The 13679-nt window shown below is 69.8% G+C and carries 14 protein-coding genes and 2 pseudogenes; 14 read left to right on the forward strand and 2 right to left on the reverse strand.

The window, feature by feature from the left end; all coding sequences use genetic code 11:
- Position 1 precedes the first annotated feature (1 nt).
- The 12 genes and pseudogenes from IF11_RS0112495 to IF11_RS0112550 all read left to right on the forward strand — a co-directional run bounded on the left by IF11_RS0112495 (position 2) and on the right by IF11_RS0112550 (position 11566).
- The gene (locus tag IF11_RS0112495) at positions 2-1108 is read left to right on the forward strand and encodes a P-loop NTPase family protein (RefSeq protein ID WP_030351607.1); all 1107 of its coding nucleotides are present in this window, start codon (positions 2-4) and stop codon (positions 1106-1108) included.
- 59 nt (positions 1109-1167) lie between these two features.
- Positions 1168-1440, forward strand: a complete 273-nt coding sequence (locus IF11_RS0112500; RefSeq protein WP_030351608.1) for a hypothetical protein — start codon at positions 1168-1170, stop codon at positions 1438-1440.
- Positions 1437-1829 carry a type II toxin-antitoxin system VapC family toxin gene (locus IF11_RS0112505; RefSeq protein WP_030351609.1) on the forward strand — a complete coding sequence of 131 codons (393 nt, stop codon included), beginning with the start codon at positions 1437-1439 and terminating at the stop codon, positions 1827-1829. The genes IF11_RS0112500 and IF11_RS0112505 overlap by 4 nt, the downstream gene beginning before the upstream one ends.
- A gap of 3 nt (positions 1830-1832) precedes the next feature.
- Positions 1833-2027: pseudogene (locus IF11_RS0112510) on the forward strand (ribbon-helix-helix domain-containing protein); the annotation flags it as partial.
- A gap of 205 nt (positions 2028-2232) precedes the next feature.
- Entirely contained in the window at positions 2233-3462 is a 1230-nt protein-coding gene (locus tag IF11_RS0112515) for an amidohydrolase (protein ID WP_030351611.1), read from the forward strand.
- A gap of 147 nt (positions 3463-3609) precedes the next feature.
- Positions 3610-4659 (forward strand): BMP family lipoprotein, encoded by a 1050-nt coding sequence (locus tag IF11_RS0112520; RefSeq protein ID WP_030351612.1) that lies wholly within the window; start codon positions 3610-3612, stop codon positions 4657-4659.
- Positions 4660-4985: 326 nt separating this feature from the next.
- Positions 4986-6614 (forward strand): ABC transporter ATP-binding protein, encoded by a 1629-nt coding sequence (locus tag IF11_RS0112525; RefSeq protein ID WP_078490639.1) that lies wholly within the window; start codon positions 4986-4988, stop codon positions 6612-6614.
- Positions 6611-7759, forward strand: coding sequence for an ABC transporter permease (locus IF11_RS0112530; RefSeq protein WP_030351614.1), 1149 nt, complete (start codon positions 6611-6613; stop codon positions 7757-7759). Before IF11_RS0112525 ends, IF11_RS0112530 begins: the two co-directional genes overlap by 4 nt.
- Positions 7756-9027 carry an ABC transporter permease gene (locus tag IF11_RS0112535; protein ID WP_030351615.1) on the forward strand — a complete coding sequence of 424 codons (1272 nt, stop codon included), beginning with the start codon at positions 7756-7758 and terminating at the stop codon, positions 9025-9027. Before IF11_RS0112530 ends, IF11_RS0112535 begins: the two co-directional genes overlap by 4 nt.
- Complete coding sequence (locus tag IF11_RS0112540) at positions 9024-9428, forward strand: cytidine deaminase (protein ID WP_030351616.1); 405 nt, start codon at positions 9024-9026, stop codon at positions 9426-9428. Before IF11_RS0112535 ends, IF11_RS0112540 begins: the two co-directional genes overlap by 4 nt.
- A 180-nt stretch (positions 9429-9608) precedes the next feature.
- The gene (locus tag IF11_RS0112545) at positions 9609-10886 is read left to right on the forward strand and encodes a thymidine phosphorylase (protein ID WP_030351617.1); all 1278 of its coding nucleotides are present in this window, start codon (positions 9609-9611) and stop codon (positions 10884-10886) included.
- A 95-nt stretch (positions 10887-10981) separates the two neighbouring features.
- Positions 10982-11566, forward strand: coding sequence for a Uma2 family endonuclease (locus tag IF11_RS0112550; RefSeq protein ID WP_030351618.1), 585 nt, complete (start codon positions 10982-10984; stop codon positions 11564-11566).
- Between the two features lie 7 nt (positions 11567-11573).
- On the opposite strand, the pseudogene IF11_RS38815 reads toward IF11_RS0112550, so the two are convergent.
- Positions 11574-11732 (reverse strand): annotated as a pseudogene (locus IF11_RS38815) (HAD family hydrolase); the annotation flags it as partial.
- A 50-nt stretch (positions 11733-11782) separates the two neighbouring features.
- Between IF11_RS38815 and IF11_RS0112560 the strand changes: the two are divergent.
- Positions 11783-12091, forward strand: coding sequence for an STAS domain-containing protein (locus IF11_RS0112560; protein WP_030351619.1), 309 nt, complete (start codon positions 11783-11785; stop codon positions 12089-12091).
- A gap of 162 nt (positions 12092-12253) precedes the next feature.
- Positions 12254-12514: a hypothetical protein gene (locus IF11_RS0112565; protein WP_030351620.1), complete on the forward strand. Its 261-nt coding sequence runs from the start codon at positions 12254-12256 to the stop codon at positions 12512-12514.
- Positions 12515-12626: 112 nt separating this feature from the next.
- Here the strand turns inward: IF11_RS0112565 and IF11_RS0112570 are convergent, their stop codons facing one another.
- Positions 12627-13610: a sigma-70 family RNA polymerase sigma factor gene (locus tag IF11_RS0112570; protein WP_030351621.1), complete on the reverse strand. Its 984-nt coding sequence runs from the start codon at positions 13608-13610 to the stop codon at positions 12627-12629.
- Positions 13611-13679: the final 69 nt, after the last annotated feature.

The following is a 13679-nucleotide window of genomic DNA, read 5'->3' on the forward strand; positions in this document are numbered from 1 at the left end:
CATGACCGGTGCCGGCGGGGGCCGCTCCCCGCACCCTCGTGCGACCGCGGGCGGAAACGCCGGCGGGAACGCCGACGCGATCGCTTTCGTGGAGAGCCCGGTCCAGCTGCTCAATGTGCTGGAGTGGGCGCGAGCCAGCGCGACCGGTGACGCGCTCACCGTCATCGTGCTGTCGCCCACCGATCCCATGTCGCGCGGCCAACTCCGCCGGATGGCCGAGCTGGCCCGCGACGAGGGTTTCACCGTGCGCTGGCAAGAGGCGCGCGGTGGCGCGGGGGCGCCCCTGCGGACGCTGCGGGAACTGACCCCGCTGCTCCGCAAGGCCGGCCGGATAGTCATCGGGGACCCGTTCTCCCGTTACGTACAGCTGCTGCTGACCCTGGTCAGCGGCAAGGAGCTGACGGTGGTGGACGACGGCACGGCCACGCTGGAGTTCATCGGGCAGATCGCCCGCGGCGAGCGGCTGGTGCGCTGGCACCGGCGCGGCAGCCGCGGGCCGCGGGAACTGGTCCTCGCGCCCGTCACCGCGGCCGCGCGGCGCCGGCTCTCCCCGTCGGACGGCCGTACGGTCGAGGTCTTCACCTCGATGCCCGTCGAGGAGGTCCCGGCCGGCATCACCGTCACCGCCAACCGCTTCGAGTGGACCCGGGCCACGTTCGGGCCGCCCCGGATAGCCGCGGGGGCCGACATGGTCGGTACGTCGCTGGTCGAGACGGGCGTGGTCGACGCGGACCAGTACCTTGAGGCGGTCACGGCCCTCGCCCGCACCCACGGCGCCACCCGCTACTTCGCGCACCGCCGCGAGGACGTGGACAAGCTGCACCGCCTCCACACGGTCACGGGCCTGGAGATCGTCCGCCCGGACCTCCCCCTGGAAGTGATCGCGCGCCGCGGCCCGATCGGCCGGACGGTCCTGAGCTTCCCCTCCACGGTGGTCCACACCCTGCCCCTGGCCCTGGCGGGCACGGGCGTACGCGTCGCGGTCTGCGACATCGCCCCGGAGTGGCTGAAGGAAACGGCCAGCCCGCGCGCGCAGGGCTTCCTGTCGGGCGTCACGGGCACGGCCCGCGACATCCACCGCCTCCCGAGACTGCCCTCCCCGGCCTGAGGCACTGAGCCGGGAACGGGAGTCGCGATCAAATAACAATCAATTTGTTAGAATGGTGTATGGCCACTCCTCCTGTTCCTGGCGAAGGCCCTACGCGGCCGGTGTCCGTCTCTCTCCACGAAGGCACGATCGCGGCTCTCAAGGAGCGCACCGGCAGGCGCGGCATGTCCGCGTACGTCGAAGCCCTCATCCAGCGGCAGCTGGAACGGGACCGGCTGCGGGAGCTGATCGAGGACGCGGAGGCCACGTACGGCCCGGTCGACCCGGCAGCGGTCGAGGCAAAGCGGGCCATCCTGCGCGGTGACACCGGCGACTCGGCGAACGCCGCGTGAGCGGGACGCTCGTCCTGGACTGCGAAGGGCTGTCCAAGCTCGTACGAGGCACCCCCGAGCTCACAGAGTGGCTGGCCGCGGCCGAATCCGAAGACGTGCGCGTGGTCGTCAGCTCCGTCACGCTCGTCGAAGCCCGCGACCCCAAGGTCAACCAGGCCCGGTTCGACTACGCCGTCTCCCGCTTGAACACCATCCCGCCCACGGAAGCCATCGCCCGCCACGCGAGCAGGCTCCTCGCGGCGGCCGGCCTGCATGGCCACAAGTACGCGCTCGACTCCATCGTGGCGGCCACCGCACTGGCCTCGCCTGCCCCGGTCACCGTCCTGACCTCGGACCCCGAGGATCTCCTGATGCTCTGCGGCTCCGGTGTCCGCGTGATCAAAGTCTGAGACATGGCCCTGAAGCGCATCAAGGTCTACGCCGACGACAGCGATCTCGTACTGATCAAGGAGGCCGCGATCCGCCTGGGCGTATCGGAGGCCGAGATAATCCGTGAGGGCATCCATCGCATCGCGCTGGCTCGCCGAGCGCGGGACGAGCCGTTCGTCACCGACGAGGAGACCTTCGACCTGGTCGGGCACGCGACGTGATCGTCATGGCCGGTCAGCTCTGGCCCCGGCGATCGCCGGCCGCCAGACGCCGCGCGGATCGCGAGGATGGCACGGTATACCCGCTGTGTCCGTACCTCATGCACGCCAGAACCCGGTTTCTTGGCCTGTGTGGCTGAAATTTTCTTGATCGAGGGCTGGTTGATCACTGAAGGGGCCTAGTCTTCAACAGGTGAGCCAGTTGATGTCCTGCGAGTCCGAGAACGAACTGCCCGCGGAAGCGGAAGCCGCACTCCCCGGCACGTTGCCCGAAACGCTGCGTGCCGAGCTGATCGCCTTCCGCCGGGACATGCATATGCATCCCGAGCTGGGCAACCAGGAATTCCGTACCACCGCCGCGCTCAAACACCGGCTGGAGCAGGCCGGGCTCGTGCCGCGGGTGCTCAACTCCGGCACCGGCCTCATGTGCGACATCGGGACGCCCGACCCCGCCCGCCCCATGCTGGCCCTGCGCGCCGATATCGACGCGCTGCCCATCCCGGACACCAAGACCGACGTCCCGTACCGCTCCACCGTGCCCGACCGGGCGCACGCCTGTGGGCATGACGTCCATACCACCGCCGTACTCGGTGCAGGGCTGGTTCTCGCCGAACTCGACCGGCAGGGGCAGCTGCCCAACGCCGTACGGCTGATCTTCCAGCCCGCCGAGGAAGTGCTGCCCGGCGGCGCCGCCGACGCCATCGAGTCCGGGGTGCTCGACGGCGTCGGCGGCATCATCGCCGTGCACTGCGACCCCAAGGTCGACGCCGGGCTGATCGGGCTGCGTCCCGGCCCCATCACCTCCGCCTGCGACCGGCTGGAGATCAGCCTCGACGGCCCCGGCGGCCACACCGCGCGACCCCACCTCACCACCGACATGGTCACCGCCGTCGCCAAGGTGGCCACCGACGTCCCCGCGCTGCTCGCCCGCCGGGTCGACGCCCGCGCCGGGCTCTCCGTCACCTGGGGACGTATCGCGTCCGGCCACACCTGCAATGTCATCCCGCAGCACGCCGAACTCTCCGGCACGGTCCGCTGCCTGGACCTGCCCGCCTGGCGCGACGCCCCGGATCTGGTGCACGCCGCGATCGACGAGATCGCCACGCTCCATCACGCCAAGTCGCAGATCGAGTACGTCCGCGGCGTACCGCCGGTCGTCAACGACCCGGTCGTCACCGAACTGCTGCGGGCCGCGCAGACCGCGCGCCGCGGTTCGTATGCAATCGAGGACACCGAGCAGAGCCTCGGCGGAGAGGACTTCTCCTGGTATCTGGAACAGGTGCCCGGCGCGATGGCACGGCTCGGCGTACGAGCGCCCGGCAGCCAGGCCCGGTACGACCTGCATCGTGGCGATTTCGACGTCGACGAACACGCGATTCAGGTCGGCGTGGAGCTTTTCACGGCCGCCGCGTTGATCGACGGCAACCGTTTGTAACCGGCCATGACACCTTCGGCTCGCTCTCCGTTCGCGACGATCCGATAACAGCTTCCGTACGGGTCTTTATCTGACATCTACGCGCGTTACGATCGCCGCGAAACCAGCGCCAACCGAGGCGCTTCGGTCAGGTTGAAGGAGCCTCCCTTGCGCCGGATCACCAGGATCGCCACCGTGGGCGTCGCGTCAGCGGCACTCGCGCTCACCGCCACCGCGTGTGGCAACAAGTCGTCGTCGGACGCCGGTTCCGACTCCAAGGAAGCCGGCGCCGCCATCGCCTATGACATCGGTGGCCGCGGTGACCAGTCGTTCAACGACGCCGCCTACGCCGGTCTGGCCAAGGCCGAGACCGACCTGAAGATAAAGGGCAGCGCCGCCGAGCCCTCCGAGGGTGAGTCGGACGCCGACAAGGTCCAGCGCCTGACCGAGCTGGCCCGCTCCGGCAACAACCCCGTGATCGGCGTCGGTTTCGCGTACGCGCCGGCCATCAAGAAGGTCGCGCCGAAGTTCCCGAAGACCACCTTCGGCATCATCGACGACTCCTCGGTGACCGGCAAGAACATCGCCAACATGGTCTTCAACGAGGAGCAGGGCTCGTACCTCGCCGGCGTCGCCGCCGCCAAGGTCACCAAGTCCAAGACGGTCGGCTTCATCGGCGGTGTCGAGACCCCGCTGATCAAGAAGTTCGAGGCCGGCTTCGCGCAGGGCGTCAAGGAGACCGACCCGTCGGTCAAGGTCCTGTCGCAGTACCTGACCCAGCCCCCGAACTTCGACGGCTTCTCCAAGCCCGACCTGGGCAAGGCCGCCGCGCAGGGACAGCTCGACAAGAAGGCCGACGTGGTCTACGCCGCCGCCGGTCTGGCCGGCTCCGGCTCGATCGAGGCCACCGCGCAGGCCGGCAAGTGGGCCATCGGCGTCGACTCCGACCAGTACAGCCAGAAGGGCCTGGCCGCCTACAAGGACCAGATCCTGACCTCGGTCACCAAGGATGTCGCGGACTCGGTCTACAACCTGATCAAGTCGGTCAAGGACGGCACGCCGCAGACCGGTGAGGTCCGCTACGGCCTGGACAAGGACGGCGTCGGCCTGGCCGACTCCAACCCGGCCTACACCAAGATGGCCGATGTGGTCGCCGCGGTGGAGAAGGCGAAGAAGGACATCGTGGACGGCAAGATCACCGTCAAGACCACGCCGTAACGGCCCTGTCCGGTCGCGCGGTGGTACCTCCCGCGGCCCGGGAGCGACGGTGTACGCCGTCGCCCCGGGCCCCGGGGCACCAGCCCGGTGTGCGCCTAGGCGTACAACCCGACATACGGTTCCGAACGTACGACCCGGCGCACCGGCCGGCGTACGAACACCCGGTCACCGCCCGGTCACCGCCCGGTCACCCCCCGACCGCACCAGGCCCCCCGCCTTACGATTCGGCTGCGCTACGCGTGTAGACGACCCTCCGGCGCGATAATTTCACCCCCGCCTGCCACTCACCCCCGCCTTTACTCCTTTCCCGCCAAGGAGAGTGCGTCATCAACGCGTCCAGCAGCCCGCCCAGCGGTCCGTCCAGCAGTCCTCCCGCAGTCGAACTGCGCGGCATCACCAAGAGATTCCCCGGCGTTGTCGCCAACCACGACATCGACATCACCATCCGCAAGGGCACGGTCCACGCCCTGGTCGGTGAGAACGGCGCGGGCAAGTCGACCCTGATGAAGATCCTCTACGGCATGCAGAAGCCGGACGAGGGCACCATCACCGTCGACGGCGCGGAGGCCGCGTTCACCAGCCCCGCCGACGCCATCGCGCGCGGCATCGGCATGGTGCACCAGCACTTCATGCTCGCCGACAACTTCACCGTCCTGGAGAACGTCGTCCTCGGCGGCGAGAGCCTGTACGGCATCGGCGCGAAGGCCCGTAAGAAGATCAAGGAGATCTCGGACGCGTACGGCCTCGGCGTACGCCCCGACGCGCTCGTCGAGGACCTCGGGGTCGCCGACCGCCAGCGCGTGGAGATCCTCAAGGTCCTCTACCGCGGCGCCCGCATCCTGATCCTGGACGAGCCCACCGCCGTGCTGGTGCCCCAGGAGGTCGAGGCGCTCTTCGACAATCTGCGCGAGCTCAAGGCCGAGGGCCTGACCGTCATCTTCATCTCGCACAAGCTGGGCGAGGTGCTGTCGGTCGCCGACGACATCACCGTCATACGCCGCGGTACGACCGTGGGCACCGCCGACCCCGCGCACACCACCACCAAGCAGCTCGCCGAGCTGATGGTCGGCAGTGAGCTGCCCTCGCCGGAGACCCGCGAGTCGACGGTGACGGACATACCGATGCTCACGGTGGACGGGCTGCGGCTGACCGCGACCGACCCCGACGGCGCGGTACGCGAGGTGCTCGACGGGATCACCTTCACCATCCACCAGGGCGAGGTCCTGGGCATCGCGGGCGTCGAGGGCAACGGCCAGACCGAGCTGATCGAGGCGCTGATGGGGCTGCGCGACCCCGACGGCGGGGTGATCACGCTCGACACCGCCGACATCTCGCACGCGCCCACCCGCAAGCGCCGCGAGGACGGCATCGGCTACATCCCGGAGGACCGGCACCGCCACGGCCTGCTGCTGGAGGCCCCGCTCTGGGAGAACCGCATCCTCGGCCATGTCACCGAGAAGCCCAACAGCCGCGGCGGACTGCTCGACCTGAAGGCCGCCCGCGCCGACACCACCCGGATCGTGCGCGAGTACGACGTCCGTACACCCGGTATCGAGGTCACCGCGGCCTCGCTCTCCGGCGGCAACCAGCAGAAGCTGATCGTCGGCCGCGAGATGAGCCACAGCCCCAAGCTGCTGATCGCCGCCCACCCGACCCGCGGTGTGGACGTCGGCGCGCAGGCGCAGATCTGGGACCAGATCCGGGAGGCCCGCCGTGACGGACTGGCCGTCCTGCTGGTCTCCGCGGACCTGGACGAACTGATCGGGCTCTCCGACACCCTGCGGGTGATGTACCGCGGCCGGCTCGTCGCCGACGCGGACCCCGCCACCATCACTCCGGAGGAACTGGGCTCGGCCATGACCGGCGCCGCCACCGGTCACCTGGAGGCAGAGCCCGAGCCCACGGCAGAGGCACCACTGGCCGCAGCGGCACCCCCGGAGGACGACGCCCGATGAAGAAGTTCGACAAGGACCGGCTGATCCTGGGCTTCGCGGGCCCGGTGCTCGCGCTGGTCGTCGCCGTAGTCCTCACCACCGTGGTGCTGCTCGTCTCGGGCAGCGACCCCTTCGAGCCGTACCGCATCATGTTCGAGTCCGCCTCGTACGTCGATGTCCAGGTACTGATCGTCAACCAGGCCGGCACGTACTATCTGGCCGCGCTCGCGGTCGCCGTCGGCTTCCGGATGAACCTCTTCAACATCGGTGTCGACGGGCAGTACCGGCTCGCCGCGATGATGGCGGCGCTCGTCGGTGCCAGCGTCGATCTGCCGGGCCCGCTCCAGATCGCGCTGATCGTGATCGTCGCGATGCTGGTCGGCGCCTTCTGGTCCGGTATCGCGGGCATCCTCAAGACCACCCGCGGGGTGAGCGAGGTCGTCTCCACGATCATGCTCAACTCGATCGCCACCAGCCTCGTCGCCTGGCTGATCCTGCCCAAGAACTTCGGCGTCCAGCCGGCCGGCTCCAACAACCTGACCACCGGCGAGATCCCGGAGTCCGGCTGGTTCCCCGGCCTCTCCATGGGCGCCGAGGCCGGCGAGATCTACGGCTTCACCTTCGTCGCCGCCGCCTGCGGCCTCATCTACTGGTTCGTCCTCGGCCGTACCCGCTTCGGCTTCGACCTGCGCGCCACCGGCGCCAGCGAGACCGCCGCCCAGGCCTCCGGCGTCGACGCCAAGAAGATGATCCTCACCTCGATGCTGATCTCGGGCGCGGTCGCCGGCCTCGCCGGGATGCCGACGCTCCTCGGCGACACCCACACGTACAGCCTCGACTTCCCGACCGGCATCGGCTTCACCGGCATCACCATCGCCCTGCTCGGCCGGAACAACCCGCTCGGCATCGCCTTCAGCGCCCTGCTCATCGCCTTCCTCGACAAGGCGTCGGCCTCCCTCGACCAGTACGGGTACGAGAAGGAGATCGCCACGATCATGCAGGGCCTGATCGTGATCTCGGTCGTCGTCAGCTACGAGCTCGTCCGCCGCTACGGAATCCGCCGCCAGCAGCAGAAGGTCGGCGCGGAACTCGCCGCCGGAGGAGCCCTCACGACCGAGGCCCGCCCCCAGAACGACCAGACCGAGAAGGAGGGGGCCGCGCTGTGAGTACGAGCACGAGCACCGTCTCAGCCACCAGCGCCGCCCCCAAGAAGGGCGGCGGCCGCCGCACACTCTCCCTGCCCGTCATCCTGCTGATCGTCGCGGGGGCGCTGGCCCTCGTCTCGCTCGTACGGCTGATCAGCGGCGCCGACGACATCACCTCCGTCGGCCAGGTCGCCGGCGCCCTCGAACTCGCCATCCCCATCGGCCTGGCCGGACTCGGCGGACTGTGGGCCGAGCGCGCGGGCGTCGTCAACATCGGCCTCGAAGGCATGATGATCCTCGGCACCTGGTTCGGCGCCTGGGCCGGCTTCCAGTGGGGTCCCTGGGCCGGTGTCCTCTTCGGCATACTCGGCGGCTGCCTCGGCGGTCTGCTGCACGCCGTCGTCACCGTCACCTTCGGCGTGAACCACATCGTCTCCGGTGTGGCCATCAACATCCTCGCCGTCGGCGCCACCCGCTATCTCTCCAACTTCGCCTTCGACGGGGTCGACGGCGGCTCCTCCAAGCAGTCCCCGCGCATCGACTCCATCACCGAGATCACCATCCCGGGGCTCTCCGACTGGATGCAGGATCTCCAGGCCAGACACTGGTTCCTGGTCTCCGACATCGCGGGTGTCGTCGGCGGTCTGGTGACCAATCTGTCGCTGCTCACCGTCGTCGCGCTGCTGCTGATCCCCGGCACCTGGTGGGTGCTGTGGCGTACGGCGTTCGGCCTGCGGCTGCGCTCCTGCGGCGAGAACCCGGTCGCCGCGGAGTCGCTGGGCGTCAACGTCTACAAGTACAAGTACATCGCCGTCACCGTCTCCGGCGGTCTCGCCGGCCTGGCCGGTGCCTTCCTCGCGATCGTCGCCACCGGTATCTACCAGGAGGGCCAGACCGGTGGCCGCGGCTATATCGGTCTCGCCGCGATGATCTTCGGCAACTGGATGCCGGGCGGCATGGCCCTCGGCGCCGGGCTCTTCGGCTTCACCGACAGCCTCAAGCTGCGCGGCGGCGCGGAGAACGTCCACGCCATGCTGCTGCTTCTCGCGATCCTGCTCGTGCTGGTCGTAGCGTGGCAGCTGTACAAGAAGAAGTACGTCTCCGCGGTGATCTCGGCGGCCGTCTCGGCGCTGCTCTTCGCCTGGTACGGGCTGACCGACCAGGTGCCGAGCCAGTTCGTGGACGCCGCCCCGTACGTCACGACGCTGCTGGTCCTCGCGCTCTCGGCGCAACGGCTCAGGATGCCCAAGGCGGACGGTATGCCGTACCGGAAGGGGCAAGGAAAATGACCGCACCGGCCGGACCGGCGGTGGACTGGGAAGCGCTGCGGGCCTCCGCGCGTGCCGCCATGACCCACGCGTACGCCCCGTACTCGAAGTATCCGGTCGGGGTCGCGGCCCTGGTGGACGACGGCCGTACGATCACCGGCTGCAATGTCGAGAACGCCTCGTACGGCATCGGGCTGTGCGCCGAATGCGGCCTGGTCTCGGCGCTCCAGCTGAGCGGCGGCGGCCGGCTCACCCACTTCACCTGCGTCGACGGCTCGGGCGAGGTGCTGGTGCCGTGCGGGCGCTGCCGTCAGCTGCTGTACGAGTTCGGCGGCCCGGAGCTGGTCCTGGAGACCCCGGACGGCTTCCGCACGATGGCCGAGATGCTGCCGCAGGCGTTCGGCCCCGGCCACCTGAACTGACCACGGCCCGCTGCCCGCTGAACGGGCTGAACGGGCTTCCTGAACCCGGCCCCTCCACCGCCGCGACCGACCCGGCGGCGGAGGGGCCGTACAACCTCCTCGGAACCACGAGGCGTATCTATGCGCGTAGAGACTCCGGGATACTCTCGCCTACGTACGGCAGTCATCGAAAGGATCACCATGGACGTCATCTCCGTCATCCGCACCAAGCGGGACCGGGGCGAGCTGAGCCCCGAGCAGATCGACTGGGTGATCGACGCCTATACGCGGGGCGAGGTCGCCGATGAGCAGATGTCGGCGCTGGCGATGGCGATCCTGCTCAACGGCATGAACCGTACGGAGATCGCGCGCTGGACCGCGGCCATGATCGCCTCCGGCGAGCGCATGGACTTCTCCGCGCTGTCGCGCCCCACGGCCGACAAGCACTCCACGGGCGGCGTGGGCGACAAGATCACGCTGCCGCTGGCCCCGCTGGTCGCCGCGTGCGGCGCCGCCGTACCGCAGCTCAGCGGCCGGGGCCTCGGCCACACTGGCGGCACGCTCGACAAGCTGGAGTCCATCCCCGGCTGGCGGGCGCTGCTCTCCAACGCCGAGATGCTGCACGTCCTGGAGACCACCGGCGCCGTCATCTGCGCGGCGGGCGACGGACTGGCCCCCGCCGACAAGAAGCTGTACGCGCTGCGCGACGTGACCGGCACCGTCGAGGCCATCCCGCTGATCGCCTCCTCGATCATGTCCAAGAAGATCGCCGAGGGCACCGGCTCGCTGGTACTGGACGTCAAGGTCGGCTCCGGCGCCTTCATGAAGACGATCGAGGACGCCCGCGAACTGGCCTCCACCATGGTGGGCCTGGGCACCGACCACGGCGTACGGACCGTCGCGCTGCTCACCGACATGGACACCCCGCTCGGCCTCACGGCGGGCAACGCCCTGGAGGTGCGCGAGTCCGTCGAGGTCCTGGCGGGCGGCGGCCCGGCCGATGTCGTCGAACTGACCCTCGCGTTGGCGCGCGAGATGCTCGACGCGGCGGGCCTGAAGGACGCGGACCCGGCGAAGGCGCTGGCCGACGGCTCGGCGATGGACGTCTGGCGCCGCATGATCGCCGCGCAGGGCGGCGACCCGGACGCGGCGCTCCCGGTCGCCCGCGAGACCCAGGTGGTCGTGGCCCCCGCCACCGGCGTACTGACCCGCCTGGACGCGTACGGAGTCGGCGTCGCCGCCTGGCGCCTGGGCGCGGGCCGCGCCCGCAAGGAGGACCCGGTCCAGGCGGGCGCGGGCGTCGAACTCCACGCCAAGCCGGGCGACCCGGTCACGGCTGGCCAGCCCCTGCTGACGCTGCACACGGACACCCCGGAGAAGTTCGACTACGCGCTGGGCGCGCTGGCGGGCGCGTACGACATCGAGGCGTCCGACACGGCGTTCAAGGCGACGCCGGTGGTGCGGGAACGTATCGCCTGACCTGGTCTTTCCTCGTTTGGGTGAACGGGATCGGTGGACGGCCACCGGTCCCGTTCGGCATGCTGGGATCGGTGACGAATCGAATGGAGACCGCCATGGGCGCACTCACTGTCGACCACGAGCCCGAGCAGGGCTGGGACGACCTCGTCCGTCTCTGGAAGGAGAAGGACGCGCCCGAGGGCTACAAGGTGGAGATCATTGAGGGGATCGTCACCGTGTCACCGTCGCCGTCCTGGGACCACAATTCCACCGCTTCGATCATTCAGCGTCGCCTGTTCGCTGTGATCCCGGAGGAGTGGCACATCTTCCAGACGCAAGAGGCGGCTGTACCAGGCCGAATGGGGCTGTACATCCCAGACCTGATGGTGGCGGCGGAGGAGGACAGGCCCGCGCCCGGGGAACTGTTCCCCGCGAGCCGGGCGAAGCTCGTTGTCGAGATCACCTCGCGCGGCAACGCCAACCACGACCGCATTGCGAAGACTCATGGTTACGCCCAGGCCGGCGTTCCGCTCTATCTGCTGCTCGATGCCTGGCATTCGGGTCGGCCCACGGCGACGCTCTACGGCGAGCCCGAGGGCGGGACGTTCCGGGTCCTCCAGTCGGTCGAATACGGCGGCAAGCTGACACTGCCGCCCCCCTTCGACCTCACCATCGACACCGCGGAGTTCCCCGTCAGCTGACCGGGAATCAACTCACCGACCGCCCCGCCAGCAGCCCCGGCAGATCCCGCATGTCGTCGAAGACGACCGTGCCGGGGCCGGTGAGCCGGTGCGGGGCCGTCAGGCCGCCCGCGAAGCCGAAGGCGCGCATCCCGGCGGCCCGGGCCGCCTCGACGCCGTACGGGCTGTGCCCGGAGCGCTGCGATGAGTTCCGGGCGCCGGAGCGGTCTCCCCAGTGTGGATGCCACGAAACCGATCGTTCTCGTCATCGCCGGTCACCTCACGCCGGCCGAGGTGCCCCGGTTCTACGAGGAGCTGTACGAGCGGCTGTACGGGGAACTGGCCGCGCTGCCGGACGACTTCGGCGCGGCCGAGGTGATCTGTGAGGTCGGCGGTCTCGTCCGGCCGAATCTGGCGGCGGTCGAGGTGCTCGCCAGGCTCCGGCTCGACGCCCGCAGACGGGGCTGCCGGGTCCGGTTGCGGGGCGCCGCGCGGGAGTTGCGGCTGCTGCTGGATCTCGTCGGTCTGGGCGACATGGCCCTCTAGTGCCGCGACCGGCAATGTTTGCCCTGTCGGAGGGGCACTAGGTACGCGGCGCACCGGGCGATCAGGTGGTTCGCGGTGTGGTCCGTGGCGAGACGCCCGGCGGCGGGAATGTGACCAGTCCGGGGTGCGGGTCGCGTGCCCCAAGAAGGAAAGGTGCTCGACATGCGAGCCTTCACGCGTGCCGCGCTGGTCGTCGTCTGCGCGGCCGGTACCGCCCTCACCGTCGTCCCCGCGGCCCAGGCCGCGCCCCACGCGGCGGCGCAGAAGTGTCGTTACTACTACACCACCTGGGGCCAGGGTCCGAACGGCGAGACCACCGGCTTCGGGGACTACGCCGAGGGAGCCACCGACCCCGAGGGCCGGACCTGTCAGAACGGCTGGTGGGTGGACGCGCGCGAGGACGAAGAGGGCGCCCGGCGCTGACGGATCGAAGCGCGCACTCCCGTCCGGCCCGCCGACGCAGCACCCCGCACCTGCGGGCCGCACTCCCGTCCGGCCCGCCGACGCAGCACCCCCGCACCTGCGGGCCGGCCTCTTACGCCTTCCCCAGCCGAGGCGGCAGGCCGAACAGCGGGAACCACCGCTCCGTGTCCAGGAAGCAGTGCATCGTGCCGATCTTGCCGTCCTCGATCTCGATGACCTGGAGCGCCCACGGGGTGAAGCCGTCGCCCGACTCCGCCGGCTTGTAGTGCGCGAAGGCCGGGGTGCCGTTGGCCATCGTCGGCAGAAGCCGCGAGCCACGGCAGCCCGCGCCGATGGTGAGCATGAAGCCGGTGATGTCGTCGTGGCCCTGGAGCCACAGGTCGTACGGCGGCATGGTGAACTTCGCGTCGTCATGGAGCAGCGCGGTCAGCGCCTTCATGTCGTAGCCCTCGAAGGCCGTCACGTACCGCTCCAGCAGCTCCTTCTGCTCCTCGTCGAGCGGATCCGCCGTATCCGTCGCGGCCGGTTCCGACTCGGCGATCGTCGCCCGCGCCCGCTGGAGCGCGCTGTTGACGGAGGCGACCGTCGTATCCAGCAGCTCGGCGACCTCGCTCGCCTTCCACGCCAGCACCTCGCGCAGGATCAGCACGGCCCGCTGCTTCGGCGGCAGATGCTGGAGCGCCGCGACGAACGCGAGCCGGATCGTCTCCCGCGACACCGCCGTCTCGGCCGGGTCGGCCACCGAAGGCAGCACCCGGCCGTCCGGCACCGGCTCCAGCCAGACGTTCTCCGGAAGCGAGGCGAGCCGGGCCTGGGCCAGCGGCGTCGGGCCCGACAGATCCATCGGCCGGGCCCGGCGGTTGCCCGCGTTGAGCATGTCCAGGCATACGTTCGTCGCGATGCGGTAGAGCCACGACCGCAGCGAGGAGCGGCCCTCGAACTTCTCGAAGCTCTTCCACGCGCGCACCATCGTGTCCTGTACGGCGTCCTCGGCCTCGAAGGCCGACCCCAGCATCCGGTAGCAGTAGCCCGTCAGCTCCGTGCGGTGCTTCTCCAGCCGGGAATCCAGGTCCTCTGTTGCTGCAAGATCACTCATCGCGTCACCCCAGTCGCCCCCTTGAGACCAGTCTGTGAGACCGGTCTCATGGAAGCTACCGGAGGGCAC

The sequence above is a fragment of the Streptomyces scopuliridis RB72 genome, assembly GCF_000718095.1.
Classification (GTDB): Bacteria; Actinomycetota; Actinomycetes; order Streptomycetales; family Streptomycetaceae; genus Streptomyces; species Streptomyces scopuliridis.